This window comes from Pseudonocardia sediminis, from assembly GCF_004217185.1.
Lineage (GTDB): Bacteria > Actinomycetota > Actinomycetes > Mycobacteriales > Pseudonocardiaceae > Pseudonocardia > Pseudonocardia sediminis.
Map to the genome: position 1 here is coordinate 5,921,879 of NZ_SHKL01000001.1, position 26,859 is coordinate 5,948,737.

Genomic DNA, 26,859 nt, shown 5'->3' on the forward strand with positions numbered 1-26,859 from the left:
CGGGTCTACCCGGCCCGCGCCGGCTCCTCGTCGCGGCCGGGGAACACCGTCGCCCACAGCGGACCCACGGCGAACCAGATCGCGCCCACCATCCCGACCCGGGCCGCCCACGACCACATCGGATCGTCGAGCCACGCCGACGGTGCCGGTATCGGGCTGCCCGCAACGACCGTGACCAGCAGCATCACCACTCCTGCGATCGCGGCCGCGAGAACCAGCTTCCCGAATTCGCGCCACTCCCGGCGCGTCCGTGCGGCACCGCCGCGCGGCGGGCGGACCGGAGCCGGCCCGCCGGCGAAGCGATGCGCGAACCGGACGTCGGCCCAGCGGATCAGGGAGTGTCCGAAGGCGACCGTGACACCCAGGTAGACCGCGGCGAGCCCGTGTACCGGGCCCGGCGGTGAGCCACCCGCCACGTCCGCGAGCGAGGCCACGATCAGAACCAGGTCCACCAGCGGCACACAGAGCAGCAGGCCCGCACTCGTCCGCGGCTTTCGCAGCAGGTAGCGGGCGGCCAGACCGGCGACGAGGAACACCCAGAAGGCCACCTCGGCCGCGCCGATCAGCAGGACCAGCGGGTTCTCGCTCAGGAATGCGCCCATGAACGGTGAGTCTCGCGCGTCCGGTCCGCCCGGTCGTCGGTCGCGCGATGGATCCTCGCGGCACGCGCCTCCCCCTTTCGACGGACGCCGGGGCCGGCGGGGCGTGCTGGGATGGGCACGTGAGCGTGCACCCACCCGAGCCCACGCCCGCGTCGCGGTGGGCGCGCGACGCCGCGATCGCAGTCGCCTACCTGGTGGTCGGGGTCCTCGTGATGTGGGGGCTGCCCGAGGTGCAGATCGCCTGGTGGACGGGGCCGCTCCCGTCCGAGTCGCCCACCCCGGCCTCGGTGGCGGTGCTGGTCACGGCCTGTCTCGGCGCCGTCGCCCGGCGATCCCTACCGGTGGCGGGCCTGGCCCCGGTCACCGTCGCCCTCGTCGTCGGGCCGCTCCTGGTCGGGACGACCGACCTGGCCACGGTGCTGGTCTTCGCCGACGTGCTCTACTGCGCGGTCCTGCACACCTCCCGCCGGACGAGCCGGGCGGTGATCACGACCAGTGGCGCCGCCGTGATCGCCGTCGCGGTGGTCGTGCTGGTCACCGACGGTGGCCGGGTGGCCGTGCTCAGCCTGCTGAACATGTTGCTGCTGGTGGCGATCCCGGTGCTGTGGGCCGCCGAGGTGCGCCGGCACCGCGACCTGGCTCACGCCGAGCGCCTGCGGGCCGAGCAGGCGGCCCGGATGGCCGAGCTGGACCGGGACGCCGCCGTGGCCGCGGAGCGCGCACGGATGGCCCGCGACCTGCACGACATCGTCGCCGGGCAGCTCTCGGCGATCGCGCTGCAGTCCGAGGCGGTGCTGCACCACCCGGACCCGGACCCGGAGCTGCTCCGGCGTGTGCTCGGCGCCGCGCGTGAGGGCAGTGTCTCCGCGCTGGCCGAGATGCGCACGATGATCGGCCTGCTGCGCGCCGAACCGGGCACCGAGCCGCGTACCGCACCGGCCCGGCTCGACCAGCTCGGCCCGTTGCTCGACGCGGCCCGCGAGCAGGGCCTGCGGGTCGAGCTCATCGACGAGCGGCCACAGGGACCCGAGCCCGCCGCCGCGGTGGAGCTGGCCGCGTACCGGATCGTCCAGGAAGGCCTGACCAACGCCTCCAAGCACGCTCCGGGTGCGGCCGTCACCCTGACCCTGGGCCACGACGCCGGAGCGCTCGTGGTGGGCCTGCACAACGACCTGCCCCTGCGAGCACCCCGGTCGACACCGGTGACGTCCGGCGGGACCGGGCTGCTCGGCCTGCGCGAGCGGGCGGTCGCCGTCGGCGGACGTCTCGACGCCGGACCCGAGGACGGTCGCTGGCGTCTCTGCGCCGCCCTGCCGCTGGACGCGCAGGCGGAGCAGCGTCCCGTGTGACGATCAGCGCGCCCGGCGGACGGTCACCGAGACGGTCGGGCCGCGCTCGCCCGGGCACGGCCGGGTGGACGGGTCTACAACCTTCGAGGGACGCGGGCGCCGCCCGGTCGTGCTGGGATGGGTGTCATGAGTTCGGATGCCGTGCGCGTCGTCGTCGCCGACGACCAGGACGCGATCCGCACCGGGCTGGTGATGATCCTCTCCTCGGCCGAGGACATCGAGGTCGTCGCCGAGGCCGCCGACGGGACGTCCGCGGTGCGGGCCGCCGACCACCACCGTCCGGACGTCGTGCTGATGGACATCCGGATGCCCGGCATCGACGGCATCGAGGCCACCCGGCGGATCCTCGACGCGGCGTCGTCGCAGGTCCTGGTGCTGACCACGTTCGACCTCGACGACTACGTCGACGACGCCCTCGCCGCCGGCGCAGCCGGGTTCCTGCTCAAGTCCGTGGACGCGCCCAGCCTGTGCGGGGCCGTCCGGGCCGTCGCCCGCGGGGACGGCGTGCTCGCCCCGGAGATCACCCGCCGGGTGATCGACCGCTACGCGAACGCACCCCGGCGCGTCGCGCTGCCGGGGCTGGACCTGCTCACCGCCCGCGAGTCCGACGTCCTGGCCTGTCTCGGACGGGGACTGTCCAACGCCGAGATCTCGGCCGCCCTGGTGATCACCGAGGCGACGACGAAGTCGCACGTGTCCCGGGTGCTGACCAAGCTCGGTCTGCGCTCGCGCACCCAGGCCGCGATCGCCGCCCAGGACGCGGGCCTCGCCGACTGAGCCCGGTCGCACGAACGGAGCTCTCGTCCCATCCGGGTGCACGAACGGAGCTCTCGTCCAACTCGAACCCGGGCCTCACGACGACGGAGGGCACCCCCTGGCGGGGGTGCCCTCCGTATGTGCGGGGTCGCTCAGACGCCGGAGGCGGTCTCCAGCGCCCGGCGGGTGAGGACCTTGACCAGGGCACGCCGGTAGGCCGGGGTGCCGGCGTTGTCCGCCGGGGGCTCGGTGCCCTCGTCGGCCAGCGCGGCGGCCTCGGCGATCGACTTCCCGTCGGCCAGTGCCTGCTCGGTGGCGGTGGCGCGCAGGGACGTCGAGCCCATGTTCACCAGGCCCACCTTGCCGTCGCAGACGGCCACGGCGACGATCGCCCAGTCGTTGCTGCGGCGGGTGAACTTCTCGTAGGCCCAGCCCACGCCGGCCTTGCGGGGCAGGCGGATCTCGGTCACGAGCTCGTCGGGCTCCTTCACCGAGGAGAACACCCCGGTGTAGAAGTCGGCGATGCCCACGGTCCGCTCGCCGCGCGGGCTGCGCAGCACGACCTTCCCGTCCAGCGCCAGGATCGCGGCCGGCAGGTCGGACGCCGGGTCACCGTGGGCGATCGAGCCACCCAGGGTGCCGCGGGCGCGGACCTGCGGGTCGCCGACCGTGCGGGCCACGGCCGGGACGAGCGGGACCTCGGCGCCGAGGACCTCGGACGTCACCAGGTCGCGGTGCTTGGTGCCGGCACCGATCGCGACCTCGTCGCCGTCGACCCTGATGTAGTCCAGCTCGGACAGGCGGCCGATGTCGATCACGAACTCCGGGGCGCCGAGGCGCACCTTCATGACCGGGATCAGCGAGTGCCCACCGGCCAGGACGGTCGCGTCCTCGCCCTTCTCGGCGAGCAGCGCGAGCGCGCCGTCGAGGGTGTCCGGGCGCGCGTAGTCGAACGCGAGAGGGATCATGCCCGGGCCTCCTCGGCGGACTCGCCACGCGAGAACCCGGGAGCGGTGCGCAGCGCGTCGGACTCCGCCTCGGCCTTCTGCTCGGCGTCGGGGTCCTTGCCCGCCGCGACCAGGACCGCGCGCACGATGTTGTGGTAACCGGTGCAGCGGCAGAGGTTGCCCTCGAGCCCCTCCCGGACCTTGCGCTCGTCCAGGTCGTCGTCGTGGCTGATCAGCGACACCGCGGACATGACCATGCCCGGGGTGCAGAACCCGCACTGCAGGCCGTGCTCTGCGCGGAACGCCGCGGTGACCGGGTGCGTCGGCTGACCCTCGGAGGCGCCCTCGAGGCCCTCCATGGTCGTCACCGACTGACCCTCGGCCTGCACCGCGAGCAGCGTGCAGGACTTGACGGCCTCACCGTCGAGCAGGACGGTGCACGCCCCGCACGAGGTGGTGTCGCAGCCGATGTTGGTGGCCTTGAGCCCGACCTGCTCGCGCAGGTAGTGCGCCAGCAGCAGCCGGGGCTCGACGTCGGCGGAGGTGTCCTCGCCGTTGACCGAGATCTGAACCTTCACTTGGTGACCCCCTCCGAGGCGGTCTGGATCGCTTCCCACACACGGAGCGGGGTGAGCGGCATGTCGATGTGGCGGATGCCGAGGTGCGACAGGGCGTCGACGACGGCGCTCTGTGTGGCCGGGGTGGAACCGATCGTCCCGGCCTCGCCGATGCCCTTGTACCCCATGGGGTTCACCGGGGTCGGCGTGGTCATCTCGACGAGGTCGAAGCTGGGCAGCTCCGCCGCGGACGGGATGCCGTAGTCGGCGAACGTGCCGGTCAGCGGCTGGCCCTCGTCGTCGTAGACGACCTCCTCCAGCAGCGCCTGCGCGATGCCCTGCGCGATCCCGCCGTGCCGCTGGCCCTCGCAGAGCAGCGGGTTGAGGATCGGGCCAGCGTCGTCCACCGCGATGATCTTCTCGACGGTGACCTTGCCGGACTCGGTGTCGACCTCGACGACGCACACGTGCGCGCCGAACGGGAACGTGGCCTTCTTGCCGTCCCACGTGGTGTCGACCTTGAGCTGCTCGGCCGCGGCCAGCTCGGCGAACGTGACGTGCTTCGAACCGGGGACGCCGCGCACGGTGATCGACGCGGTGTCGGTGTCGACCTCGAGGTCGTCGACGCTCGCCTCGAGCAGGTCGGCCGCGCGCTGCTTGGCCAGGTCGACGAGCTCGCCCGCGGCCTGGTGCACCGCGATGCCGCCGGTCTGCAGGCTGCGCGAGCCCATCGTGCCGCCGCCGTTGGGGATCAGCTCGGTGTCACCGTGCTTGACGGTGATCTTGTCGAGGCCGATCCCCAGGTGCTCGCTGGCCAGCATCGCCCACGCCGTGGCGTGGCCCTGGCCGTGCGGCGAGGTGCCGGTCAGCACGGTGACGCTGCCGTCGGGGTGGACCTCCACCGAGGCGTCCTCGGCGAACGCGCCACCACCGGTGATCTCCACGTAGGAGGAGACGCCGATGCCCATCTGGCGGACGTCGCCGCGCTCGCGGCGGGCCTTCTGCTCGGCGCGCAGCCCCTCGTAGCCGGACTCGGCCAGCGCGAGGTCGATCGCCTTGGCGTACTCGCCGGAGTCGTACTCGACGCCACCCTTGGTCTGGAACGGGAACTTGTCCGGGGAGACGACGTTGAGCTTGCGGACCTCGGCCGGGTCCTTGCCGATCTCGGCGGCGAACAGGTCCATCGCCCGCTCGATCGCGGCCGTGGCCTCCGGGCGGCCGGCGCCGCGGTAGGCGGCGATCGAGGTCGTGTTCGTGACGACGACGCGGGCGCGGGACTCGACGTTGGGGATGTCGTAGGTGCCGGGCGCCATCATCCGCGTGAACATCGGCAGGAACGTGCCCAGGCGCGGGTAGGCGCCGGCGTCCTGCGTGACGTCGAGACGGTAGTGGGTGACCTTGCCCTCGCGGGTGCCGCCGATGGTGATCGTCTGGCGCTGGGCGCGGCCCTGCACCATCCCGGTCATGTTCTCCGAGCGGCTCTCGTTCCAGCGGACCGGACGGCCCTGCTGCCGCGCGAGCCAGGCGACGATCGCGAACTCGGGGTCCGAGCCGATCTTGGCGCCGAAGCCGCCACCGACGTCGGGCAGGATCACGTGGACCTTGTCCTTGTCGATGCCGAGCCAGCCGGCGATCTCGTCCCGTCCGCCCTGGGCGTTCTGGTTCGAGATGTAGGCGGTGAGCTTGTCGCCCTCCCAGAACGCGCTGGCCGCACGCGTCTCCAGCGGGGCGGCGGCGAGACGCTGGTTGACCAGGTCACGGGTGACGACGACCTCACAGCCGTCGAAGAAGCCCGGGTCGGGCTCGCCGTCGTAGTCGTAGGCCGCGGCGATGTTCGTCCCGGCCTCGGGGAACAGCAGGGTCTCGTCGTTCACCGCCACCAGCGGGTCGATCACGACCGGGAGCGGGTCGTAGTCGACGTCGACCAGCTCGGCGGCGTCCTCGCCCTGGTAGAGCTCCTCGGACAGGACCGCGGCGACGGGCTCGCCGACGAACCGGACCCGCTCGGTGGCCAGGAAGGGACGGGTCATCGACTTGTTCGCGCCCGGGAACAGCAGCGCGGGGTCGAGGTCGAGGTCGGCGCCGGTGACCACGGCGACGACGCCGGGCGAGGCGAGCGCCTCGGCCGTGTCGATCGAGGTGATCGTGGCGTGGGCGACCGGGGAGCGGACGAGCGTCAGGTGCAACGCTCCGGTCAGCCGCTCGTCGGTCAGGTCGTCTGTGTAGGTCGCGCCGCGAGTGAGGAAGACCGGATCCTCGGTTCGGACAACGCGTGTGCCCAAGATGCTCATCGAGCGCGAGGGTATACGCGCCGGACGTCACCTGCGACGGTCGCCGTGTGCCTGACCTGCGGATGAGCCGACCCTAAGCGGTTCAACACTCCCGTTGACGACCGCATCCACGGTGTCCTCTGCCGGAACTCGCCGTAGATGCGAATCGTGATGATCAGGAAACCTGATCGTCGTCCTCCCACCAGCGGCGCATCGCCCACAGCGGCGAGACCGGCCCGTGCCCGGCGCCGAGCGGGTAGGAGTGCCGCACCGCCTCGACGATGTAGCGCTTGCCGAACCGGACCGCGGCCACCGGGTCCAGCCCCCTGGCCAGACCGGACGCGATCGCCGCGGCGAGGGAGTCCCCGCCGCCGTGGGTGTTGCCGGTGGTGAACCGCGGGCCGGGCAGCTCGAGGAACGTCGTCCCGTCGAAGAGCAGGTCGACGCAGCCGTCGACGTCCTCGGCCAGGTGCCCGCCCTTGACCAGGACGAAGCGTGGACCCAGGGCGTGCAACGCCTTCGCCGCCGCGTACTGGCCCTCCCGGTCGTGCACGTCGTGCTCGACGAGCAGGCGCACCTCGTCGAGGTTCGGGGTGACGAACGTGGCGCGCGGGAACAGCTGCGTCCGGTAGGCCTCCAGCGCGGAGCCGGCCAGCAACGGGTCGCCGTGCATCGACGCCGCGACCGGGTCGACGATCAACGATGCGGCGTGGTCGCGGCCGATGCCGACCTCGTCGCACGTCGCGGCGACCGTCTCGATGATCTCGGTGGTGGCCAGCATCCCGGTCTTCGCCGCCTGTACCCCGATGTCCTGCGCCACGACGCGGATCTGCCCCGCGATCGTCTCGACGGGGATCGTGTGCACGCCGGTGACACCGACCGAGTTCTGCACCGTCACCGCGCACACGGCCAGGCAGCCGTGCACCCCGCACGCGGCGAACGCCCGCAGGTCGGCCGGGATCCCGGCACCGCCCCCGGAGTCGGTGCCCGCGATCGTGATCACCCGGGGTGGAGTGGTGCCGACGGTCTTCTCCGGCATGGAGGTTCCCTTCCTGGTGGGGCGTTGCTCGCCCGATTCTGTCGGTACCTCGTGGGACACTCCGTTGGGAGGAGGTCAGCCATGACGATCCAGCCGGTTGCACCGTCACATCTGCTCACCGTGTCCGAGTATCTGGAGATCGGCGAGATCGAGCCCGGGTACAGCGAGCTCGTCGAAGGGCGACTGCTCATGTCCCCAGGTCCTGCTCCCGATCACAACCATGCCGCGATGGAGATGGCCTTCCAGCTCCGCGGTCAGCTCCCGGCCGAGTTCGAGTCGCTGACCGACATGGATGTCGACCTTCAGCTCTCCCCACCCGGGGCACCGGGGACGGTGCGGCGGCCCGACCTGGTCGTCGTTCCGCGATCGGCCCGTCGGCGTGTTCGCGCGGAGGGCGGTGTGTTCCTGGCATCGGACATCCGGGTCGCCGTGGAGGTCCTGTCGCCCGGCTCCCGACGGATCGACCACGTGCACAAGCGGGCCGAGTACGCCGACGCCGGCATCGCGCACTACTGGATCGTCGACCTCACCGAGCCGGTGTCGATGCTGGCCTGCCACCTGGCCGGGGAGTTCGGCTACGCCGACGGAGGTGCGGTGACGGGCACGTTCTCCGCCACCGCACCATTCGACGTCACGCTCGATCTCGACGCCCTGCTCTGATCCCGGGCCGTCAGTCGCCGGCGGCCGGGCTCAGCGGCAGGTAGACGCGCCCGCCCTCGTCGCGGAACTCTCCGGACTTCTCCTCCATCCCGGCCTCGATCGCCTCGACGCTGGTCAGGCCGTGTTCCTCGGCGTAGTCACGGACGTCCTGGGTGATCTTCATCGAGCAGAACTTCGGCCCGCACATCGAGCAGAAGTGCGCGGTCTTCGCCGGCTCGGCGGGCAACGTCTCGTCGTGGAAGCCCTGCGCGGTGTCCGGGTCCAGGGACAGCGCGAACTGGTCGCGCCAGCGGAACTCGAACCGGGCCTGGGACAGGGCGTCGTCGCGTTCCTGCGCGCGCGGGTGGCCCTTGGCCAGGTCGGCGGCGTGCGCGGCGATCTTGTAGGTGATCACGCCGGTCTTGACGTCGTCGCGGTTCGGCAGGCCCAGGTGCTCCTTGGGCGTGACGTAGCAGAGCATCGCGGTGCCGGCCTGCGCGATCGTCGCCGCGCCGATGGCCGAGGTGATGTGGTCGTAGCCGGGCGCGATGTCGGTGGCGAGCGGGCCGAGCGTGTAGAACGGCGCCTCGTCGCACCACTGCTCCTCGAGGCGCACGTTCTCCACGATCTTGTCCATCGGGACGTGACCGGGACCCTCGATCATCACCTGGACGTCGTGGCTCCTCGCGATCCGCGTCAGCTCACCCAGGGTCTCCAGCTCGGCGAGCTGGGCGGTGTCGTTGGCGTCGGCGATCGAGCCGGGGCGCAGGCCGTCGCCCAGGGAGAACGTGACGTCGTAGCGGCGGAAGATCTCGCACAGCTCGGAGAAGTGCGTGTAGAGGAACGACTCGCGGTGGTGCGCCAGGCACCACGCGGCCATGATCGAGCCGCCGCGGGAGACGATCCCGGTCATCCGCTTGGCGGTGAGCGGGACGTAGCGCAGCAGCACCCCGGCGTGCACCGTCATGTAGTCGACGCCCTGCTCGCACTGCTCGACCACGGTGTCGCGGTAGATCTCCCAGGTCAGCGCCTGCGGGTCGCCGTCGACCTTCTCCAGTGCCTGGTAGATCGGCACCGTGCCGATCGGGACCGGGGAGTTCCGGATGATCCACTCGCGCGTGGTGTGGATGTCGCGGCCGGTCGAGAGGTCCATGACGGTGTCGGCGCCCCAGCGCGTCGCCCACACCATCTTGTCCACCTCGTCGGCGACGGTGGAGGTGACCGCCGAGTTGCCGATGTTGGCGTTGATCTTCACCAAGAACCGCTTGCCGATGATCATCGGCTCGGACTCGGGGTGGTTCACGTTCACCGGGATGACGGCCCGGCCGCGCGCGACCTCGGACCGGACGAGCTCCACGTCGCAGCTCTCGCGGATCGCGATGTAGCGCATCTCCGGCGTGACCACGCCCGCCTTCGCGTACGCGAGCTGCGTCACCGCCCCGTTCTCCGGCTCCCGCTCCGCGACCCAGTTCGTCCGCACGGCGGGCAGCCCGGCCCGCACGTCCACGGACGCGGTGTCGTCGGTCCAGGGGCCGGAGGTGTCGTAGACGTCGTGGTGCTCGCCGTTGCTCAGGTCGATGCGGCGGACCGGGACCCGCAGGCCCCCGGGTCCGTCCAGGTAGGCCTTGCGCGACCCGCGGATCGGGCCGGTGGTGACCTGTGGACGCACGTGACCGGACAGCGTCGTCATGACGACTTCCTCCCTCGCCGGCATTACCCGGCTGGTTCAGCGGTCGGCGACCGAGTCGTCGCCCTCTCAGCCCCGTGCCACGGAGCTCCCGCGTGTTCAGATGTGATCGAACCGTAACCACGGATCACGTCCCGGCACCAGACCCGATCTCCGGGCGGCGAGCGCCGGACATCACCCGCAGGGACGGAATAGCGCCCCGGCCTGCGACGTTGCGGCGGACATGACGCAGAACGCCGAACTGAGCCCGACCGACTGGGTCCGCGAGCAGACCGAGAAGATCCTCGAGAACGGCACCACCGAGGGCGTGACGGTGATGGACCGCCCGATCGTCCTGGTCACCACGACCGGCGCCAAGTCCGGCAAGCAGCGCTACGTCCCGGTGATGCGGGTCGAGCACGACGGCGCCTACGCGATGATCGCGTCCAAGGGCGGCACCCCCGAGCACCCCGCCTGGTACCACAACGTGGTCGCGAACCCGACCGTCACGGTGCAGGACGGCACGTCGACCGGCACCTTCGTCGCCCGTGAGGTCTCCGGCAACGAGCGCGAGCAGTGGTGGGACCGGTCCGTCGAGGCCTACCCGCCCTACGCCGAGTACCAGACCAAGACCAGCCGTGTGATCCCCGTGTTCGTGCTCGAGCCGAAGGCCTGAGCCCCGCGGAGCGCATCTGTGTGAGGCGCAACGGAAGGCCGGTACCCGATCGGGTACCGGCCTTCGTCACGTTCCATGGCGGTTCGGTGACCGCGCGGGCACTGTCGGTGTCTCAGGTTGCCGTCGCGCTCCCCCGGTCCCCGGGAGGCTCGGGAACTCCAGCCCGGCCGGCGTCCGTACGCCGGTCGTGACCCGCAGGAGAGTGCGCCACGATGTCGATCGACCCCCGGATCGTCCCGTCCCCGAACGACATCGACGCCCCGAACGGCGCGACCCCGGCCGATCCCGACGGCGCGTGGCGTGACCGGCTCGTCGAGCTGCACGTCCTGGCCGAGCACGGCGACGAGGCCGCGGCCGCCGAGGCCAGGGCCTGGACCGACTCCGACGAGCGGGCCCACCGCGCCTGGCACGAGATCGAGTCCGCCTGCCGGCAGGTGCGCCGGCCCTGACCCGGCCGCGTCACCGGGCGCGTTCGCGTCCCGGCGCGGTCACCGAGGCGAGCAACGGACGGCTGGCCGCCGTCGCCCCGAGCACGATCAGCGTGCCGGCGGCCAGCAGCCCGCCGAACACCACCAGCCCCCGCGCCTGCAGCGCCGCGCCCGCCAGGGCGAACGGGGACGCGCAGAGCAGCCCCAGCGCGAGCGCGATCGCCCCGTTGGCCAGCAGTGGCGCGAGCGTCTCGGCCCGGCGGGCGCGGTCGAGCACAGACAGCGGGGTCCCGGTCAGCCGTTGCAGGTACAGGACGTGCCGGTGATCGAGGACGCGGGCGGCGGCGGTCGTCCCGGCCGCGGTGGCGGCGAGCAGGAACGTCGCGACGAGCACGACGAGCGCACCGCGTCCCAGGTCCTCCCCCAGCACGGTGACGTCCTGCGCGGACTCGGCCGGGGTCAGGGCGAGGGTGCCCGGGACGGCCCGGTCGAGCACCGTGCGGACGCGGTCGTGCTCGGCCACCGGGGCCGCCACCGTCAGCGCGACGAAGCCGTCGCGCACCGGGACCGCCTGCGCGGACTCCTCCGGTTCGGCGTCGACGGTCACCACCCCGGACGGCCCGAGCTCGGCCCGGACCCGCCCGGCGACCGCCTCGGCCGCCGCGGCCGGCACCGGGATCGTCACGACGTCGGTCCGGCCCGGCTCGACGGCCGACAACGCCGAGGTCAGCGGTGCGAGGAAGCCGGCGACGAACACGGCCAGCGTGAGCCCGGCCAGCGGGCGGAACGCGCCCTTCGGGTCGTCGAGCAGACGGCGCCCGGCCAGCAGCCGGTGCGGCGAGCGCGCCCGTCGCGCCATCACCGAGCCGACGCCGCGCACGACCAGCGGGCCGATGACGCTCACCGCCCCGAACAGGGCCAGCACCCCGATCGCGAACACCGGCCCGGCCGCCGCGATCGGCGAGGCCTGCCGGTAGGCGTTCGCGATCCCGAAGACGACGACCGCCGCGACCGGGCCGAGCAGCCGCAGACCCCGCACGAACTGCGGGTCCCGGCGCCGGACGACACCGAGCGGGCTGATCACGACCCGGCGCAGCCCGCCGATCGCGGACGCCGTGGCCAGCAGCGTGATCCCCCCGAGCACGGCGAGCAGCGTCGGGAACGACGGGCGCACGTCGGCGGCGAACCAGCCGCCGCCGGCCAGCGGGATCGTGGCCAGTGCCGGGGCGGCGAGCCACTCCAGCGCGATCCCGGCCAGCGCGCCGGCGGCCGCGGCGACCGTCACCTCGGCCACCGCCACCACCGTGATCCGTGACGTCGACGCCCCGAGCAGGCGCAGGGTGGCCAGCCGCTCGCCGCGCCGGGCCGCCGACAGCCGCGCCGAGGCACCGATCAGCCCGGCCGCCGGGAACAGCACCAGCGCGGCGGCGACGATCGTGAGCTGGCGGTAGATCTCGGCCTGGATCGCGGCGTCGGTGTCCGCACCCGACGGCCGGTCGAACGCGGCCACGGCGACGGCCGGGGACGTGCCCGGCGCGGTGAGCACCGGGTCGCCCGCGGGCCGTCCGACGACGGCGACGAGCTCGTCCGGGTCGCGCAGCCCGGCGTCGCCCAGCACGCCGGTCACCGGGCCCGGGTAGCGGTCGGCGAGGTCACCGGGCGGCAGCGTCGCGGCCGGCGCGGTGAGCGCCGGCGACATCCACACCTCCCCCGGCGCCGGCATCCGCGACAGACCCGGCGGCGGGGCCGCACCGGCCCGGGGCGCGACGATGTTCACCTCGGTGACCGGACGCCCCGCGACGGCGTCGGTCCGGGTGCGCAGCTGCGCGACCGCCTCCGCCGGGGACGCGGCCGGGGCGGGGTCGCGCCAGGCCGTCCGCGACTGCCGCTCGTCGAGCCCGTGCAGCGCCCCGAGCGCGACGCAGAGCAGCGCCGTCGCCATCGCGACACCGGCCGCGACCAGACCCGCCGACGTCCACGCCGGACGCCCGCCGAGGCGCAGCAGCCGCAGCGCCAGCCGGGCGCTCACGCCCCCGCCCCGGCCGAGGTGACCGTGGGGGTGGCGACCCGGCCGTCGCGCAACGAGACCGTCCGGTGGCAGCGGGCCGCGACGTCGGCGTCGTGGGTGACGACGACGAGTGCGGTGCCGGTGCGCACGGCCAGCCCGGTGAGCAGCCCGATCACCTGCGCGCCGGTGGCGGAGTCCAGCGCACCGGTGGGCTCGTCGGCGAACACCACCGCGGGCCCGGCGACGAGCGCGCGGGCGATCGCGACCCGCTGCTCCTGCCCGCCGGAGAGCTGGCCCGGTCTGCGCAGCTCCAGCCCCTCGATGCCCAGCGAGGTGAACCAGGCGGCGGCCCGTCGCACCGCCTCACTCCGGCGCACCCCGGAGAGCATCAGCGGCAGCGCGACGTTCTCCACCGCCGGCAGCTCCGGGAGCAGCTGCCCGAACTGGAACACGAACCCGATCCGCTCCCGGCGCAGCGCCGCGCGCCGGGACTCCGTCAGCCTGTCGACACGCTCCCCGGCCAGCACGATCTCGCCGTCGTCCGGCGTCGTGATCCCGGCCAGGCAGTGCAGCAGTGTCGACTTGCCGGAGCCCGACGGCCCGGTCACCGCGACCGTCTCCCCGGGCCCGACGTCGAGGTCCACGTGGTCCAGCACGGTCGTCGCGCCGTAGCGCTTGGTCACGCCTCGCCCGGCCAGGACGGGCGGGGTGAGATGCGGGTTCTCGGTCATGCCGGTGACGATCCCGCCGGGAGCCGCTCCGGTACCTCGGGCGGAGGGTGGATCGTGGAGCGCCGGACTCGTCCCTTCGACCGAGCCGCCGGGGCCGGTCGCGGTCCTAGGCTGATCGGGTGTTGCAGGGGACCGGGACGGGACGGGCGGCGCAGCTGGCGGGACGGCTGCGGACGCCGGTGGAGGTGCTCGGCTACCTGTTCTGGCTGGCGGCCGACGGCGTCGCCGCGCTCTCCGGTACGCCGGGCGCCGTCGCCGCGCCGGTGATCGGGGCGGGGGTCGCGGCCGTGGTCCTGGCCCGCGGACGGCTGGGTCCCCACCGTGCCGTCACCGTCGCGTTCGGACTGTCCGCGGCGGCCACCGTCGTCGGATGGACCGTGCGGGTCGTCCCCGCCCTCCCCTGGCCCGCCCTGCCGTCGATGTCGTTCTGCGAGCAGCTCGCGCTGGCCGTGGTCACGATCTCGGCGTTGCAGCGGACCACGAACCGGGAGTCCGTCGGTGTCGTCGTGGCCTCCGGGGCGGTGATCGTCTCCTCGCCGCTGCTGCGTCCGGGCTTCGACGGGACCGCGACCGCGTTCGTCTCGCTGTCGGTGATGGGCTGGATCGGGACGGCGGCGATCGGGCTGGCGCTGCGCGAGGCGGCGTCGCGGCGCCGGGCCCAGCTGCAGGACGCCCGCAGCGCCGAACGGATGGAGCTGGCCCGGGAGCTGCACGACGTCGTCGCCCACCACGTGACCGGGATCGTGGTCGCCGCGCAGGCCGCGTCCGTGGTCGCGCGGACCCGCCCCGACGAGGTCGACCGGGCGCTGGCCTCGATCGAGCACGCCGGCGCCGACGCGCTGACGGCGATGCGGCGCATGGTCGGCGTGCTGCGCGGGCAGACCGACGGCGCCCGGACCCCCGGCGCCGACCTCGCCGGGATCGCCGAGCTTGTCCGGCGCTTCGACCAGGGCGTCGGCGGGGACGGGGACCGGGTCCGGCTGCGCACCGACCCCGGGATCGAGCACGCCGTGCTGCCCGCGGGAGTCGCCGCGACCGGCTACCGGGTCGTGCAGGAGGCTCTGACGAACGTGCGCCGGCATGCGCCCGGCGCCGCGACGGTGGAGGTGGAGCTGCACGTGCGCGACGAGCATCTGCAGGTGACGGTGCGCAACGACGGCGTCGGCCCCGAACGGCCGGCGATCCCCGGCGGCGCGGGCGGGTTCGGCCTGGCCGGGATGGGTGAGCGGGTCGCCGCGCTGGACGGGGTGCTGCACGCCGGGCCGACCGGTCCGGGCGTCTGGACGGTCGCGGCCCGGCTGCCGATCGGGGTGCGTCCATGACGATCCGGGTGCTGCTGGCCGACGACCAGGAGATGGTCCGCACCGGCTTCCGCCTGATCCTCGGGGCCGAGGACGGCATCGAGGTGGTCGGCGAGGTCGGCAACGGCGTCGACGCCGTCACCCGCGCCCGGGAGCTGCGCCCCGACGTCGTGCTGATGGACATCCGTATGCCACAGCTCGACGGCCTGGAGGCGACGACGGCGCTGGCCGCGGACCCGTCGCCGCCGCGGATCGTCGTCGTCACGACGTTCGACGACGACGAGTACGTCTACGGCGCGCTGCGCGCCGGGGCGTGCGGGTTCCTGCTCAAGGACGCCGGGCCGCGGCTGCTGGTCGAGGCGGTGCGCGCCGCCGCGGCCGGGGACGCGCTGGTCTCGCCGTCGGTCACGGTGCGGCTGCTGGAGCGGCTCACCGCGCCCCGCCCGGCCCGCGGCGCGGGCGACACGCTCTCCCCGCGCGAGCTCGACGTCGTCCGCTCGGTGGCCCGGGGCCGGACGAACAACGAGATCGCCGCGGACCTGTTCGTCTCGCTGTCCACGGTCAAGACGCACATGGGCAACATCCACGCCAAGCTCGACGCCCGCAACCGCGTCGAGGTCGCGGCGTGGGCGTGGGAGAACCGGGTGGTCTCCTAACCCTCGAAGCGCCGTCCGCGGGCCATGACCAGCTGCGGCCGCCCCAGGGCCTGCAGATCGTCGCGGGGATCGCCGGGGACGACCAGCAGGTCGGCGGCGAGGCCGGGCCGCACCCGGCCCGTCTCGTCCGCCAGCCCGAGGGTGTCCGCGGCGAGGGCGGTGACCAGGGCCAGGACATGCGCACGGTCGAAGCCGCGCTCGGTGTAGAGCTCCAGCGACGTGGGGAACCGGTCGAACACCGCGTTCGGCAGTCCGGAGTCGGTGCCGACGAGGATCGGTACGCCGTGATCGCGCATCCACGGCAGCTGGTCGCCGAGCCGGAAGTCCTCCGGGAACGGGATCTTCTCGGCCAGCATCCGCCACTGCGGTGGCGTCGTGTCCCCCGCCGCGATCCCGGCCTCCGCCATCCGGGCGGCGGTCGCGTCGCAGAGCTCCACCTTCCCGGGTCCGGTCCGCCACCCGCAGTGCTCGACGGTGTGCACGCCCGCGTCGACGCACTCGATGATCGTGCGCGTGGCGTGGGCGTGTCCGGCGACCCGCAGCCCGTGCACGGCGGCACGTTCCACGACGAAGGCCAGGTCGGCGGGGTCGAACTGCGAGGAGTACATCGACGGGCCGGTGGGCGTCATCTGGCCGCCGCCGGCCATGACCTTGATCAGGTCAGCCCCGGCGGCGGCCAGGTGGTCGATGCGGTCGGCGATCGCGGCCCGGCCCTCGACCTCGCCTCCGAGGAACCAGCAGTGCCCGCCCGGGACCGTCAACGGCGTCCCGGCCGCGAGGATGCGGGGGCCGGGCACCTCGCCGGCCGCGATCGCGTCCCGCAGGGTGAACGCGAGGCCGTGGCTGTCGCCCAGATCGCGGACCGTCGTGCACCCGCCGCGCAGCGCCGAGAGAGCGTTGCGCCGCATCAGCGCGGCGATCGCGTCCCGGTCGCCGGAGCTCGCGGTGCCGAAGGGCTCCCGGCTCAGGTCCCCGCACAGGTGGACGTGGGAGTTCACGAGGCCGGGCAGGACGGTGCCGCCGGGGAACGCCAGCTCCTGGGCGTCGACACTCCGGGCACGGACCTCGGCGGCGGTGCCGACGGCCGCGATCCGGCCGTCACGGATGAGCACGCCTGCGGGCGGCTGCGACGGCTCGACCACCTCGCCGGCGTCCCCGACGAGGACCCGGTCGGCGACGAGGACGGTGTCCATCGGCTCAGCCCCGCTCGACGTCCTCGGCGTGCTGGGTGGCCGGGTCCCAGGAGCGGCCCGGGTCGCCCCAGGCGTTGCGCTTGAGCATCTTCTTCGCCGCGCGCTGGTTGCGGCCCATCAGACGGTCCAGGTAGATCAGGCCGTCGAGGTGGTCGACCTCGTGCTGCAGGCAGCGGGCGAAGAAGCCCTTGCCCTCGACGTCGACGGGCCCGCCCTCGAGATCGGTCCCGGTGACGCGGGCCCACTCGGCGCGGCCGGTCGGGAAGCTCTCGTCGGGCACCGACAGGCAGCCCTCGTGGTCGTCGTCGGGGTCCGGCATGACCTCCGGTCGCGCCGAGGTCTCCAACACCGGGTTGACCACCAGGCCGCGGCGGATCGTGCGCGACTCCTCGTCCGGGCACGCGTAGACGAACATCCGCAGGTCCACGCCCACCTGGTTCGCGGCCAGGCCGACGCCGTTCGCGGCCTCCATGGTCTCGACCATGTCGGCGGCGAGCTGCCGCAGCGCGTCGTCGACCTGCTCGACGCGGCGGGTCGGGTTGTGCAGCACGGGGTCACCGACGATGCGGATGGGCAGGACCGTCACGCCGGTGATCGTACGGCTGCCGCGGTCCTCAGGCGGAGGAGCCGCCGTCGACGGGGAGGTTCACCCCGCTGATGAACGACGAGTCGTCCCCGGCCAGGAACAGCGCCGCCTTCGCGACGTCGTCCGGGTAGGCCAGGCGCCCGAGCGGGACGACCTTCGCGAACTCGACGGCGGCCACGTCGGGGTCCATGTATCCCTCCATCAGCGTCGCCCACATCGGGGTCTCCGACGCGAGCGGGCAGACCGAGTTGACCCGGATCCGGTGCGGGCCGAACTCGCGGGCCAGCGACCGGACCAGCATCACCGTCGCGCCCTTCGACGACTGGTAGGCGCTCGCGTCGGCGCGCCCCTTCAGGCCCGACAGCGACGCGGTGATCACGACCGACCCTCCGCCCCGCTCGCGCAGGGGGCCGAACGCGGCGCGGGCGGCCAGCCACGGGCCGCGGGCGTTGACCGTCATCATCCGGTCGAAGTCCTCCGGCGCGGTCTCGGTGATCGACCGGAACGGCGCCGCGACGCCGGCGTTGGCCCACATCACGTCCAGCCCGCCGAAGCGCGACACCGCGGTCCCGACGGCGGCCTCGTTGTCACCGGCCTCGCCCACGTCACCGACGACGGCGACCGCCTCGCCGCCCTGCGCCGTGATCGCCCCGACGGTCTCGTCCAGGCCGGCGGCGTCGCGGTCGAACGCCACCACACGGGCACCCTCGGCGGCGAACAGCGCGGCTCCGGCGCGGCCGATCCCCGATGCCGCGCCGGTGACGACGGCGACCTTCCCGTCCAGCCTCATGACCCCTCCGGCCTCACGACGCGGTCTCCATGTCCTTCGCCAGGCCCGTCACGTGGTCGCGGAAGTCGACCTCGAGCCGGTGCCGTGGCGATCCCACGAACGTCTTCGCCACCCACCGCCGGTGCGCGGCGATCTCGGACTCCATCGCGGCCGGTCGCGGCAGCGGCACCGCTCCGGTGAGGACGCGCGCGATCCAGCGTCCCTGCACCTCCACCAGCGGGATCGTCGGCCCGACCGGCTGGACGAGACCGGCGAAGAGCAGCGTCGGACGGTCCGGGTGCACCATCCGCCGGTAGAGCCGCTCGCCGTGGCGGGCCGCGTCCACGACGTCGTCGGGCAGGAACGGGAACGACGTGTCGTAGCCGGTGGCGTGGATGACGGCGTCGGCGCGCACCCGGGTCCCGTCGGAGAACACGACCTCGCCGCCGTCGAAGCGCTCGATGGTCGGGTGCACCCGGATCCAGTCGTAGGCGATGTAGGGCAGCAGCTCCTGGCTCACCGTCCCGTGCGCCTGGTGGACCTTGTGCGGCGGCCCGGGCAGGCCGAAGCGTTCCTGGCCGCCGGACGCGAGGCGGGCCACCCACCGCACCGCGGTCCGCGACAGCCTCGTCGGCAGCTTCAGGCGACCGGAGAAGAACCGTCCCCAGTGGTCGGTCGGGCGCCCGAACAGGTACTTGGGCAGGATCCACGCGCTGCGTCGCACCGAGAGGTGGACCTGCTCGGCGACGCGCGCCAGGTCGACCGCGATGTCGCAGGCGGAGTTGCCGATCCCGACCACGACGACACGCTTGCCGGTGAACTCCTCCGGGGTCCGGTAGTGGTGCGAGTGCATCCGCGTGCCGTCGAAGTCGCCGGGGACCTCCGGCGTGCGCGGCACGCTCAGGTGACCGTTCGCGACCACGACCGCGTCGTAGACCCCGGTGGTGCCGGTCGCCGTGGTGACCGACCAGCGGCCGCCGTCGAGGGGCTCCACGGAGGTGACCTCGGTGGAGGTGGTGACGTCGTCGAGGACGCCGAAGTGCCGCGCGTAGGACTCGAGGTACTCCAGCACCTGCTCGTGGCGCAGGTAGGGCGGCCAGTGCTCCGGCACCGGGAAGTCCGGGTAGGACAGGCTCCGGGAGCTGGTGTCGATCTGCAACGAGCGGTAGGCCGACGACGTCCCGCTGTCGTTGTCGTAGCGCCACATCCCGCCGACGGCGGAGCCCTTCTCGAACCAGTCGAACGCGACGCCGTGTTGCCTGAGCGCCTTCGCGACCGTGATGCCGGAGGCCCCGGAGCCGATGATGCAGACCTTCATGGGCGCCCCCGCGCGACGTCGGACGGTGTGGAGCGGACGAGGCGTGCCCGCTGTCGGCGACAGTCTCGCGTCGGCGACGGCACCGGTCGACCGCTCTCCGGATCTTCGGATACTAGGGATCATCCGCCCGCCGCATCGGACGGGCCGACGACGGACGGGACGGGCCGTTCGGCGGTCGTCCGGCGTTCAGCCGCCCGTACCGTGACGGACGGGTGACGATCTCCGACCGGTCACGGCCGACCGCCACGATGCGTGTCCGGGTCTTGCGACGTCCGATCCGATCCGCTCGGCGCGCCTGCGCCATCCGGGGCGGCGGACGCCGGGAGGATTCACTCCCGGGTGGCGCGTCGCGGGCGTTTCCTGTCGGTGCCCCGTGGTTCAATGTGCCCCGCGAATGACAGTCGTGTCATTCCATCCAGGACATCGTCGATCGGCCGCGCGAGGAGCGTGATGGAGTCCGCTGAGACCGCTGCGGAACGCCGTGGAGCACACCGCTCCGCTGCCGCTTCCCGTGAGCTCGACCGTCGCGAGCGCGAGATCCTCGCGTTCGAGGGTCAGTGGTGGAAGTACGCGGGGGCCAAGGAACAGGCCATCCGCGAGCTGTTCGACATGTCCGCCACCCGCTACTACCAGGTATTGAACGCGCTGGTCGACAAGCCCGAGGCGCTGGCGGTGGACCCGCTGCTGGTCAAGCGCCTCCGCCGGCTGCGCACCAGCCGTCAGCGCACACGCGCCGCGCGCCGTCTCGGCATCGAGCCTTGAGGCGATGACGTGCCGGTCCAGCGCGTGACGCCATCCCGCGACACGGCCCTGCGCCGTCCGTGCCCGACCCGGAGGTTGCCGTGACCGCACCCAGCTCACCCGGCGGCCGCTCGCCGCTGAAGGTGGCCGGTATCGCCCTGATCGGCGTCGGAGTCCTGGCCGGCGTCGTCGGCCTGTTCGGCCTGACCGGTCTCGGCGGTGGTGGCGACGAGAGCTCCTCGGCCGCGCCGCCGAGCGCGACCGCCGCGCCGGGCAACGACCCGAACGCCGACCCGAACGCGGTTCCCGACGCGGACCCGAACGCGGCCGGAACCCCCGGTGCGAACGGTGCCGGCGGTGCGAACGGCGCCGCGCCGGGGACCCCGGGTGCGCCCGGAACCCCCGGTGCCCCCGGCGCGAACGGAGCCGGCGGCGGAACGCCGCTCACCCCGGGAGCGCCCGGGACCCCCGGCGCTCCGGGTACACCCGGTGCGGCGGGCGCAGCCGGTGGGGCGGGCGCCCCCGGTGCCGGTGCACCCGGCGCGGCCCGCGCCGGAGCCGAGGGCGGGGCGGCCGGATCGGCCACCGCGGCCCGTCCGGTGGTGCGCGTCTACAACAACAGCACGGTCAAGGGCCTGGCCGAGAAGGCCGCCGAGGAGTTCCGCCGCGCGGGCTGGACGGTCGCCGCCGTGCAGAACTACCCGCAGGGCGTCATCCCGGCCACCACCGTCTACTACCGGCAGGGCACCGCGGAGAAGACGGCCGCGGACGAGATGGCCCGCAAGTGGGGCATCCGCTCCGAGCCCCGGTTCGCCGGCATCCAGGACGCCACCCCGGGGATCATCGTGATCATCACCAAGGACTTCAAGGCGGCCTGATCCCCGAACTCCGCTCCCCAGCGCGCGCACGGCCCCGGACCAGTGGTCCGGGGCCGTGGTCGTTCCCGGGGTCGGCCCGAGAGGAGTCTCAGGCCCGCCGGTCGGCGTAGGCCTGCAGCTCCGCGACCTGCGCCGGGTCCAGCGACGGCCCGACCGACGTGCGCGCGGCGGCCAGGTGCGCCGCCGTGACCTCGACGGCGTCGAGGGACTCGCGCATCGCCGTCAGCGCCGCCTCGCGCAGCACCGCGGTGCAGTCGGCCGCCGAGTAGCCCTCCAGGTCCGCGGCCAGTGCGGGCAGGTCGACGTCGTCGGCGAGGGGGATGTTGCGCCCGGACGCGCGCAGGATGTCCTCGCGCGCGGCGGCGTCCGGCGGCGGCACGAACACCAGGCGCTCGAGGCGTCCGGGGCGCAGCAGGGCCGGGTCCACCAGCTCCGGGCGGTTCGTGGCCCCGACCACGACGACCTCGCGCAGCGGCGTCGCGCCGTCGAGCTCGGTGAGCAGGGCGGCGACCACCCGGTCGGCGACGCCGGAGTCGGTGGAGCCGCCGCGTCGCGGGGCCAGGGCGTCGACCTCGTCGAGGAACAGCAGCGACGGCGCGGCCTCGGCGGCGCGGCGGAACAGCTCGCGGACCGCGCGCTCGGACTCCCCCACGTACTTGTCGAGCAGCTCGGCGCCCTTGACCGCGAACACGTTGAGGTTGCCGGTGCCGGCCAGGGCGCGGAGCAGGAACGTCTTGCCGCCGCCGGGCGGGCCGTAGAGCAGCACGCCGCGCGGCGCGTCGACGCCGAGGCGGGCGAACGAGTCCGGGTAGCGCAGCGGCCAGAGCACGGCCTCGGTCAGGGCCTGCTTGACCTCGGTCATGTCCCCGACGTCGTCCAGGGTGATCCCGCCGCTGCCCAGCGTGCCGCTGTCGGACAGCGAGATGGGACGGACCGAGCCGACGGCGTCGAGCAGGTCCTGCTGGCACACCTGCGGTCCGTCCCCGTCCGCGTCCCCTTCCGCGCCGTCTCCGCTGCCGCCGCGCAGCGCGGCCTGGATCGCGGCCTCGCGGCGGACGGCGGTCAGGTCGGCGACGACGAAGCCGGGGGTGCGTTCGGCGACCGCGGCGAGGTCGACGTCGCCGGCGCGCGGGACGTCGGCCAGCAGGCGCTCCAGCAGCTCGCGGCGCGTCCGGCCGTCGGGCAGCGACGCGACGAGCTCGCGGTCGATCAGGTCGGGCGCGCGCAGCCGCGGGTCGACGCCCTCGGGCTCGGAGGTGGTGGCGACCAGCGCGGGCCCACCGGGCGCGGTGGCGGCGCGCAGCTCGTCCAGCACGAGCTGCGCCAGCGGCGGCGGGGTCGCGGCCGGGAGCAGCGCGTGCACGTCGTTGACCAGGAGCACGACCGGGACGCCGTCGACCGGGCGGGCGGCGGCGAGCACCTCGCGCACCCGGGCCGCGGCCGAGGCCGGTTCCAGCGCCGCGGCGGCGGGCGCGACGAGCTCGACGCACCGCGCCCCGACGGCGGCGGCCGCGCTGTGCACGAGCGTCGCCTTGCCGACGCCCTCCGGCCCGGCCAGCAGCACGCCGAGCCTCGGGGACCCGCCGAGGCGGGTGAGCAGCTCGGGGCGCTGGAACGTCAGCTCCAGCCATTCGACGAGCCGGCGCGCGGCGGCGACGTTGCCGATGAGCGCGTCGATCGGCAGGGCCTCCCCGGCAGGGGCGGCCGCGACGTCGGGCTCCGGGGCCGCCGGGGTCTCCCCGGGGCGCGTGGACGCGGAACGGACGCCGTCGGCCCCCGTGATCGGAGGGGCCTGCGTGCCCGGGCTCCCCGCCACCGCCGGGTTCGTGGCGCGGGCCGTGGGCGCGGGATCGCCGGTGCTCGCACCGCCGTGCCAGCCGACGACCGTCGAGGGCTGCACGGCCACCGCCGTCCCGGCCGGTTCGACCTCGGCGACGGTCAGCAGCTCGCTGGTCCACGCCCCACCGATGGCGTTGCTCAGCGCGCGGCGGGCGGAGTGCACGTCGGCGCCGGGCGGCGGGGCGATGTCCTGGGGCAGCAGCGACACCGCGTCACCGGGCGCGAGGACCTTGCCCATCAGGGCCAGGCGCGCCGTCTCCGGGGTGACCATCGAGCTGGCCAGCCGCGACCCGGCCAGGCGCACCGTGCGGGCGGGCACGACGGCGGCCGGCGAGACCACCACCTGCGCCCCGTCGGTCAGCCCGGCGTTGGACAGCGTGACGTCGTCGAGCCGGGCCTGACCGGGGATCGCACCGTTGCCGTCGGCGACGGCGAGGGCGGTGGTCACCCGCGCCCCGGTGAGCGAGACCGCGTCCCAGGAGCGCAGCCCGAGCGCGTCGAGCACCTCCGGGTGCAGCCGGACGACCCCGCGCCGGGAGTCGGCGGCCGAGGAGGCGAGGCGGGCGACCAGGGTCAGCGACGGGTCCGGCACACACCCAACCTATCGCCGAGGACCGCCGGGCCCGCGGGCCCGGCCCGGCGCGGCGGCGCCTACGCTCGTCGGCGGTCCGGCCCGGGCCCGTGAGAGACCGCCCCGCAGAGGAGCCCGCCCCACGATGAAGGTCCTGATCTCCGGCGGCGCCGGCTACATCGGCAGCACGGTCGCCTCCGCCTGCCTCGACGCGGGGATCGAACCGGTGATCGTGGACAGCCTCGTCACCGGGCGGCGCGAGTTCACCCGCGGCCGCCACTTCGTCGAGGGCGACATCGCCGACGGCGCGGTGATCGACCGCGTGTTCGCCGAGCACCCGGACATCGACGCCGTCGTGCACTGCGCGGCACTGATCGTCGTCCCGGACTCGGTCGCCGACCCGGTCGGCTACTACCGGGCCAACGTGTCGACGAGCCTGGAGTTCGTCGGCCACCTGCTCCGCCACGGCGCCACCCGGATGTTGTTCAGCTCCTCGGCGTCGATCTACCGCGCGAACGACGACTTCAGCGTCGACGAGGACTCCCCGCTCGGGCCGGAGAGCCCGTACGCGCGTACGAAGGCCGTCTGCGAGCAGATGTTCACCGACGTCGCCGCCGGGACGCCGTTGCGGGTGCTGTCGCTGCGCTACTTCAACCCGATCGGCGCCGACCCGGGCCTGCGCACCGGCCTGCAGCTGCGCCGTCCCAGCCACGCGCTCGGCAAGCTGATCGAGGCCCGCGACGCACGTGTCCCGTTCTCGGTCACCGGCACCGGCTGGCCGACCCGGGACGGCTCGGGCATCCGCGACTACGTCCACGTCTGGGACCTCGCGGCCGCACACGTCGCGGCCCTGCAGCGTTTCGACGACGTGCTGGGCGCGCACCGCTCGCTCGCGATCAACCTGGGCACCGGCACCGGGACGACCGTCACCGAGCTGGTCGAGGCGTTCAACGGCGTCGTCGACGAGCCGGTGGAGGTCCGCACCGCCGACGCCCGGCCCGGCGACGTCGCCGGCGCCTACACCCGCAGCGACCGGGCGAGGGACCTGCTCGGCTGGACGGCGGAGCACACCGTCGCCGAGGGGATCACCGACTCCCTGCGCTGGGCCGCCGTCCGCGACGAGCGCCTCGCCTGACGTCCCGGCCCGAGGCCCGATCAGCGGCGCAGGCCCGGAGGGCCGGTCAGCGGCGGCGCAGACCGAGGTTGCGCCGGCTGCCACGCGGGGGCGTCGGGCCGCGGCGCGGCGACGCCGGGGGGATCCCGTTCGACGACGGCCGGTCCTCGTTGCCCAGGCGGCGGGCCATGCCGCGGGCCATCGCCCCGGCCCGTCCGGCGACCCGGCGGCGCAGCGGCGGGCGCAGGCCGAGGCGGCGCGCGGAGCGGGCGGCGCGGGCGACGGCGCGGCGCTGGCGCACCGGCACGTCCCAGGCCTCCGGGTGCTTCGAGAGCCATCGGTAGCGGTACATCGTGTACGGGATCAGCGCGAGGTAGAGCAGCGCCGCGATCGTGATCCCCAGGAACGGCACGGTGAGCAGGACCGCGACGATCACGCAGATCACCACGAGCAGCGGGGCGATCGCCCGCTGCGGCACCCGGATCGTCTTCAGCGACAGCGTCGGCAGCCGGCTGACCATCAGGCCCGCGGTGACCAGCGCCCACACCGCGACCACGATCGGCGACGACCACCAGCCCGGTCCCAGGTGCAGCCACAGGTAGAGCGGGATGCCGGCCGTCATCGCCGCGGCCGGGGCCGGGACGCCGACGAAGAACTCGCGGGCGAACGGCGGCGCCGAGTCGTCGTCGATCAGGGTGTTGAAGCGGGCCAGCCGCAGCGCCATGCACACCGCGAACACCAGCGCGACGACCCACCCGGCGCGGGTGTCCTGCAGGCCCCAGATGTAGATGACCAGGGCCGGGGCCACCCCGAAGGAGACGAGGTCGGCGAGCGAGTCGAGCTCGGCGCCGATCCGGCTGCTGGCGTCGAGCAGGCGGGCCAGCCCGCCGTCGAGCGCGTCGCAGAGCCCCGCGGCGGCGATCGAGCCGATCGCGAACTCGAACCGGCCACCGAGCGCGAAGTAGACCGCGGACAGCCCGGCGCACAGGTTCAGCACGGTCACCGCGTTCGGCAGCAGCCGCACCCCGGCGGGGTAGCCGCCCTCGGGACGGCGCGGCGTCGCGGGACTCATGCCCGCGGCCCCGTATCCCCGCCGGGGACGGGCGGCAGCTCGGCCAGCACGGTCTCCGCGCCGACGCTACGCTGCCCGGGCGTCACGAGCGCGGACGCCCCCGGGGGCAGGTAGGTGTCCACCCGCGACCCGAACCGGATCAGTCCGAACAGCTCACCGGCCGCGACCTCGTCGCCGGCGGTCAGGGGGCAGACGATCCGCCGGGCGAGCAGCCCGGCGATCTGGACGACGCCGACGCGCTGCCCGGCGGCCGTCTCGACGGTGATCGCGTTGCGCTCGTTGTCCTCGCTGGCCTTGTCCAGGTCGGCGGAGAGGAACGCCCCGGGGGTGTAGGTGACGGCGCGGACGCGGCCGTGCACCGGGACCCACTGGACGTGCACGTCGAGCAGCGAGAGGAACACGCTCACCCGCACGCAGGGATCGCGCGGCAGGTCCAGCTCCGGAGGCGGGACGACCTCGCCGACGGTCGCGACGGTGCCGTCGGCGGGGGCGAGCACGACGCCGGTGCGGGCCGGGGGCGTGCGGTGCGGGGCCCGGAAGAACGCGGCCGCGGCGGCGGTCGCGAGCAGCCCGGTGGCGCCGCCCCGCCCGGTCAGCAGCCGCAGACCGGCCGCGGCGAGGCCGACCCCGGCGACGATCGGCCGGCCGCCCGGGTGCATCGGCGGGACCGCCTCCCGCACCAGTCGGGCGATGTGGGTCGGCGAGGTCCCGGTGGAGTCGGGCATGGGTGGTTGTCGGCTCCTCCGCGCCGGAGGGCGCGCGGGCCACCGTTTCCCGGTGACCGGCGACGGCCGCGGCCGGTGCTGTCGGTCTACGCTGCGCCGGTTCACCGCGTCCGGGTCGAGGGAGAAGACCTGGACATGTGCGCCGATCCGGACTGTCGGCGACACGCTACGCGGAACCCCGCAACGGGCGGTGCCGGGCCCGGGATCGTCACGGCGGCGGGGCGGGGAAGATCCGGTGACCACCGGGTGCACGCAAAGGGTCGGGGCCGTCATCCCCCGAGACGACGACCCCGACCTTGGAACCGCTCGTCCGCTCCCCAGCGACGGGCGGTGGGCTCTGTGCTGTGAAGGGAGTGCCCCTTCACGGGTAAAAGTATTCCTGAGCTGACGACCCGTCGTCTAGATCACCGTTGGCGGAACCACTGATC

At 74.1% G+C, this 26,859-nt stretch carries 25 protein-coding genes; 10 read left to right on the forward strand and 15 right to left on the reverse strand.

The annotated features are described in order from the left end of the window. Positions 1-5: 5 nt before the first annotated feature. Positions 6-602, reverse strand: a complete 597-nt coding sequence (locus EV383_RS27615; protein ID WP_130292638.1) for a hypothetical protein — start codon at positions 600-602, stop codon at positions 6-8. A gap of 119 nt (positions 603-721) precedes the next feature. Here EV383_RS27615 and EV383_RS27620 point away from each other — a divergent pair, with 119 nt between their 5' ends. Together EV383_RS27620 and EV383_RS27625 are read left to right on the forward strand one after the other, a co-directional pair. Next, positions 722-1,951 carry a sensor histidine kinase gene (locus tag EV383_RS27620; protein WP_130292639.1) on the forward strand — a complete coding sequence of 410 codons (1,230 nt, stop codon included), beginning with the start codon at positions 722-724 and terminating at the stop codon, positions 1,949-1,951. Positions 1,952-2,077: 126 nt separating this feature from the next. Continuing rightward, the gene (locus EV383_RS27625) at positions 2,078-2,728 is read left to right on the forward strand and encodes a response regulator transcription factor (protein WP_130292640.1); all 651 of its coding nucleotides are present in this window, start codon (positions 2,078-2,080) and stop codon (positions 2,726-2,728) included. Positions 2,729-2,859: 131 nt separating this feature from the next. On the opposite strand, the gene EV383_RS27630 is transcribed toward EV383_RS27625, so the two are convergent. The 4 genes from EV383_RS27630 to thiD form a co-directional block, all read right to left on the reverse strand. Next, positions 2,860-3,675, reverse strand: a complete 816-nt coding sequence (locus EV383_RS27630) for an FAD binding domain-containing protein (RefSeq protein ID WP_130292641.1) — start codon at positions 3,673-3,675, stop codon at positions 2,860-2,862. Continuing rightward, on the reverse strand, positions 3,672-4,232 hold the full coding sequence (locus EV383_RS27635; RefSeq protein ID WP_130292642.1) for a (2Fe-2S)-binding protein: 561 nt from the start codon (positions 4,230-4,232) through the stop codon (positions 3,672-3,674). The genes EV383_RS27630 and EV383_RS27635 overlap by 4 nt, the downstream gene beginning before the upstream one ends. Then, the gene (locus tag EV383_RS27640) at positions 4,229-6,502 is read right to left on the reverse strand and encodes a xanthine dehydrogenase family protein molybdopterin-binding subunit (protein ID WP_130292643.1); all 2,274 of its coding nucleotides are present in this window, start codon (positions 6,500-6,502) and stop codon (positions 4,229-4,231) included. The genes EV383_RS27635 and EV383_RS27640 overlap by 4 nt, the downstream gene beginning before the upstream one ends. A gap of 154 nt (positions 6,503-6,656) precedes the next feature. Beyond that, positions 6,657-7,520 carry a bifunctional hydroxymethylpyrimidine kinase/phosphomethylpyrimidine kinase gene (gene thiD / locus EV383_RS27645; protein WP_130292644.1) on the reverse strand — a complete coding sequence of 288 codons (864 nt, stop codon included), beginning with the start codon at positions 7,518-7,520 and terminating at the stop codon, positions 6,657-6,659. Between the two features lie 81 nt (positions 7,521-7,601). Between thiD and EV383_RS27650 the strand changes: the two genes are divergently transcribed. Continuing rightward, the gene (locus tag EV383_RS27650) at positions 7,602-8,180 is read left to right on the forward strand and encodes a Uma2 family endonuclease (RefSeq protein WP_130292645.1); all 579 of its coding nucleotides are present in this window, start codon (positions 7,602-7,604) and stop codon (positions 8,178-8,180) included. A gap of 10 nt (positions 8,181-8,190) precedes the next feature. Here the strand turns inward: EV383_RS27650 and thiC are convergent, their stop codons facing one another. Continuing rightward, a complete protein-coding gene (gene thiC, locus EV383_RS27655) occupies positions 8,191-9,849 on the reverse strand; it encodes a phosphomethylpyrimidine synthase ThiC (protein ID WP_130292646.1) in 1,659 nt (552 codons plus the stop codon). A gap of 220 nt (positions 9,850-10,069) precedes the next feature. On the opposite strand from thiC, the gene EV383_RS27660 reads away from it, so the two are divergent. Then, entirely contained in the window at positions 10,070-10,501 is a 432-nt protein-coding gene (locus EV383_RS27660) for a nitroreductase family deazaflavin-dependent oxidoreductase (RefSeq protein WP_130292647.1), read from the forward strand. A 212-nt stretch (positions 10,502-10,713) separates the two neighbouring features. Continuing rightward, positions 10,714-10,950, forward strand: a complete 237-nt coding sequence (locus EV383_RS27665) for a hypothetical protein (protein ID WP_130292648.1) — start codon at positions 10,714-10,716, stop codon at positions 10,948-10,950. A 10-nt stretch (positions 10,951-10,960) separates the two neighbouring features. Here EV383_RS27665 and EV383_RS31485 read toward each other — a convergent pair whose 3' ends face one another. Both EV383_RS31485 and EV383_RS27675 read right to left on the reverse strand, forming a co-directional pair. Next, positions 10,961-12,958 carry an FtsX-like permease family protein gene (locus tag EV383_RS31485; RefSeq protein WP_165438525.1) on the reverse strand — a complete coding sequence of 666 codons (1,998 nt, stop codon included), beginning with the start codon at positions 12,956-12,958 and terminating at the stop codon, positions 10,961-10,963. Next, positions 12,955-13,668 (reverse strand): ABC transporter ATP-binding protein, encoded by a 714-nt coding sequence (locus EV383_RS27675; protein WP_130292649.1) that lies wholly within the window; start codon positions 13,666-13,668, stop codon positions 12,955-12,957. The genes EV383_RS31485 and EV383_RS27675 overlap by 4 nt, the downstream gene beginning before the upstream one ends. A gap of 119 nt (positions 13,669-13,787) precedes the next feature. Here EV383_RS27675 and EV383_RS27680 point away from each other — a divergent pair, with 119 nt between their 5' ends. Both EV383_RS27680 and EV383_RS27685 read left to right on the forward strand, forming a co-directional pair. Further along, positions 13,788-14,990 (forward strand): sensor histidine kinase, encoded by a 1,203-nt coding sequence (locus EV383_RS27680; RefSeq protein ID WP_130292650.1) that lies wholly within the window; start codon positions 13,788-13,790, stop codon positions 14,988-14,990. Further along, positions 14,987-15,625 carry a response regulator gene (locus EV383_RS27685; RefSeq protein WP_130292651.1) on the forward strand — a complete coding sequence of 213 codons (639 nt, stop codon included), beginning with the start codon at positions 14,987-14,989 and terminating at the stop codon, positions 15,623-15,625. Before EV383_RS27680 ends, EV383_RS27685 begins: the two co-directional genes overlap by 4 nt. Here the strand turns inward: EV383_RS27685 and EV383_RS27690 are convergent. The 4 genes from EV383_RS27690 to EV383_RS27705 are packed head-to-tail and all read right to left on the reverse strand — an operon-like array spanning position 15,622 to position 19,491. Then, positions 15,622-16,818, reverse strand: coding sequence for an amidohydrolase family protein (locus EV383_RS27690; RefSeq protein WP_130292652.1), 1,197 nt, complete (start codon positions 16,816-16,818; stop codon positions 15,622-15,624). The two genes, EV383_RS27685 and EV383_RS27690, sit on opposite strands and share 4 nt — an antisense overlap. Positions 16,819-16,822: 4 nt before the next feature. Beyond that, entirely contained in the window at positions 16,823-17,404 is a 582-nt protein-coding gene (locus EV383_RS27695; protein ID WP_130292653.1) for a peptide deformylase, read from the reverse strand. Between the two features lie 28 nt (positions 17,405-17,432). Then, positions 17,433-18,194 (reverse strand): SDR family NAD(P)-dependent oxidoreductase, encoded by a 762-nt coding sequence (locus EV383_RS27700; protein WP_130292654.1) that lies wholly within the window; start codon positions 18,192-18,194, stop codon positions 17,433-17,435. A 13-nt stretch (positions 18,195-18,207) separates the two neighbouring features. After that, positions 18,208-19,491 carry a flavin-containing monooxygenase gene (locus tag EV383_RS27705; RefSeq protein ID WP_207223677.1) on the reverse strand — a complete coding sequence of 428 codons (1,284 nt, stop codon included), beginning with the start codon at positions 19,489-19,491 and terminating at the stop codon, positions 18,208-18,210. 450 nt (positions 19,492-19,941) lie between these two features. On the opposite strand from EV383_RS27705, the gene EV383_RS27710 reads away from it, so the two are divergent. Both EV383_RS27710 and EV383_RS32775 read left to right on the forward strand, forming a co-directional pair. Further along, positions 19,942-20,253, forward strand: a complete 312-nt coding sequence (locus EV383_RS27710) for a nucleoid-associated protein NapA (RefSeq protein WP_130292656.1) — start codon at positions 19,942-19,944, stop codon at positions 20,251-20,253. Between the two features lie 80 nt (positions 20,254-20,333). Then, a complete protein-coding gene (locus EV383_RS32775) occupies positions 20,334-21,110 on the forward strand; it encodes a LytR C-terminal domain-containing protein (RefSeq protein ID WP_130292657.1) in 777 nt (258 codons plus the stop codon). 88 nt (positions 21,111-21,198) lie between these two features. Here the strand turns inward: EV383_RS32775 and EV383_RS27720 are convergent, their stop codons facing one another. Beyond that, entirely contained in the window at positions 21,199-23,541 is a 2,343-nt protein-coding gene (locus tag EV383_RS27720) for an AAA family ATPase (RefSeq protein ID WP_130292658.1), read from the reverse strand. Positions 23,542-23,665: 124 nt separating this feature from the next. On the opposite strand from EV383_RS27720, the gene galE reads away from it, so the two are divergent. Then, entirely contained in the window at positions 23,666-24,655 is a 990-nt protein-coding gene (galE, locus tag EV383_RS27725) for a UDP-glucose 4-epimerase GalE (protein ID WP_130292659.1), read from the forward strand. 46 nt (positions 24,656-24,701) lie between these two features. On the opposite strand, the gene pssA is transcribed toward galE, so the two are convergent. Then, the gene (gene pssA / locus EV383_RS27730) at positions 24,702-25,706 is read right to left on the reverse strand and encodes a CDP-diacylglycerol--serine O-phosphatidyltransferase (RefSeq protein ID WP_130292660.1); all 1,005 of its coding nucleotides are present in this window, start codon (positions 25,704-25,706) and stop codon (positions 24,702-24,704) included. After that, on the reverse strand, positions 25,703-26,431 hold the full coding sequence (locus tag EV383_RS27735) for a phosphatidylserine decarboxylase (RefSeq protein WP_130292661.1): 729 nt from the start codon (positions 26,429-26,431) through the stop codon (positions 25,703-25,705). Before EV383_RS27735 ends, pssA begins: the two co-directional genes overlap by 4 nt. Between the last annotated feature and the right edge of the window lie 428 nt (positions 26,432-26,859).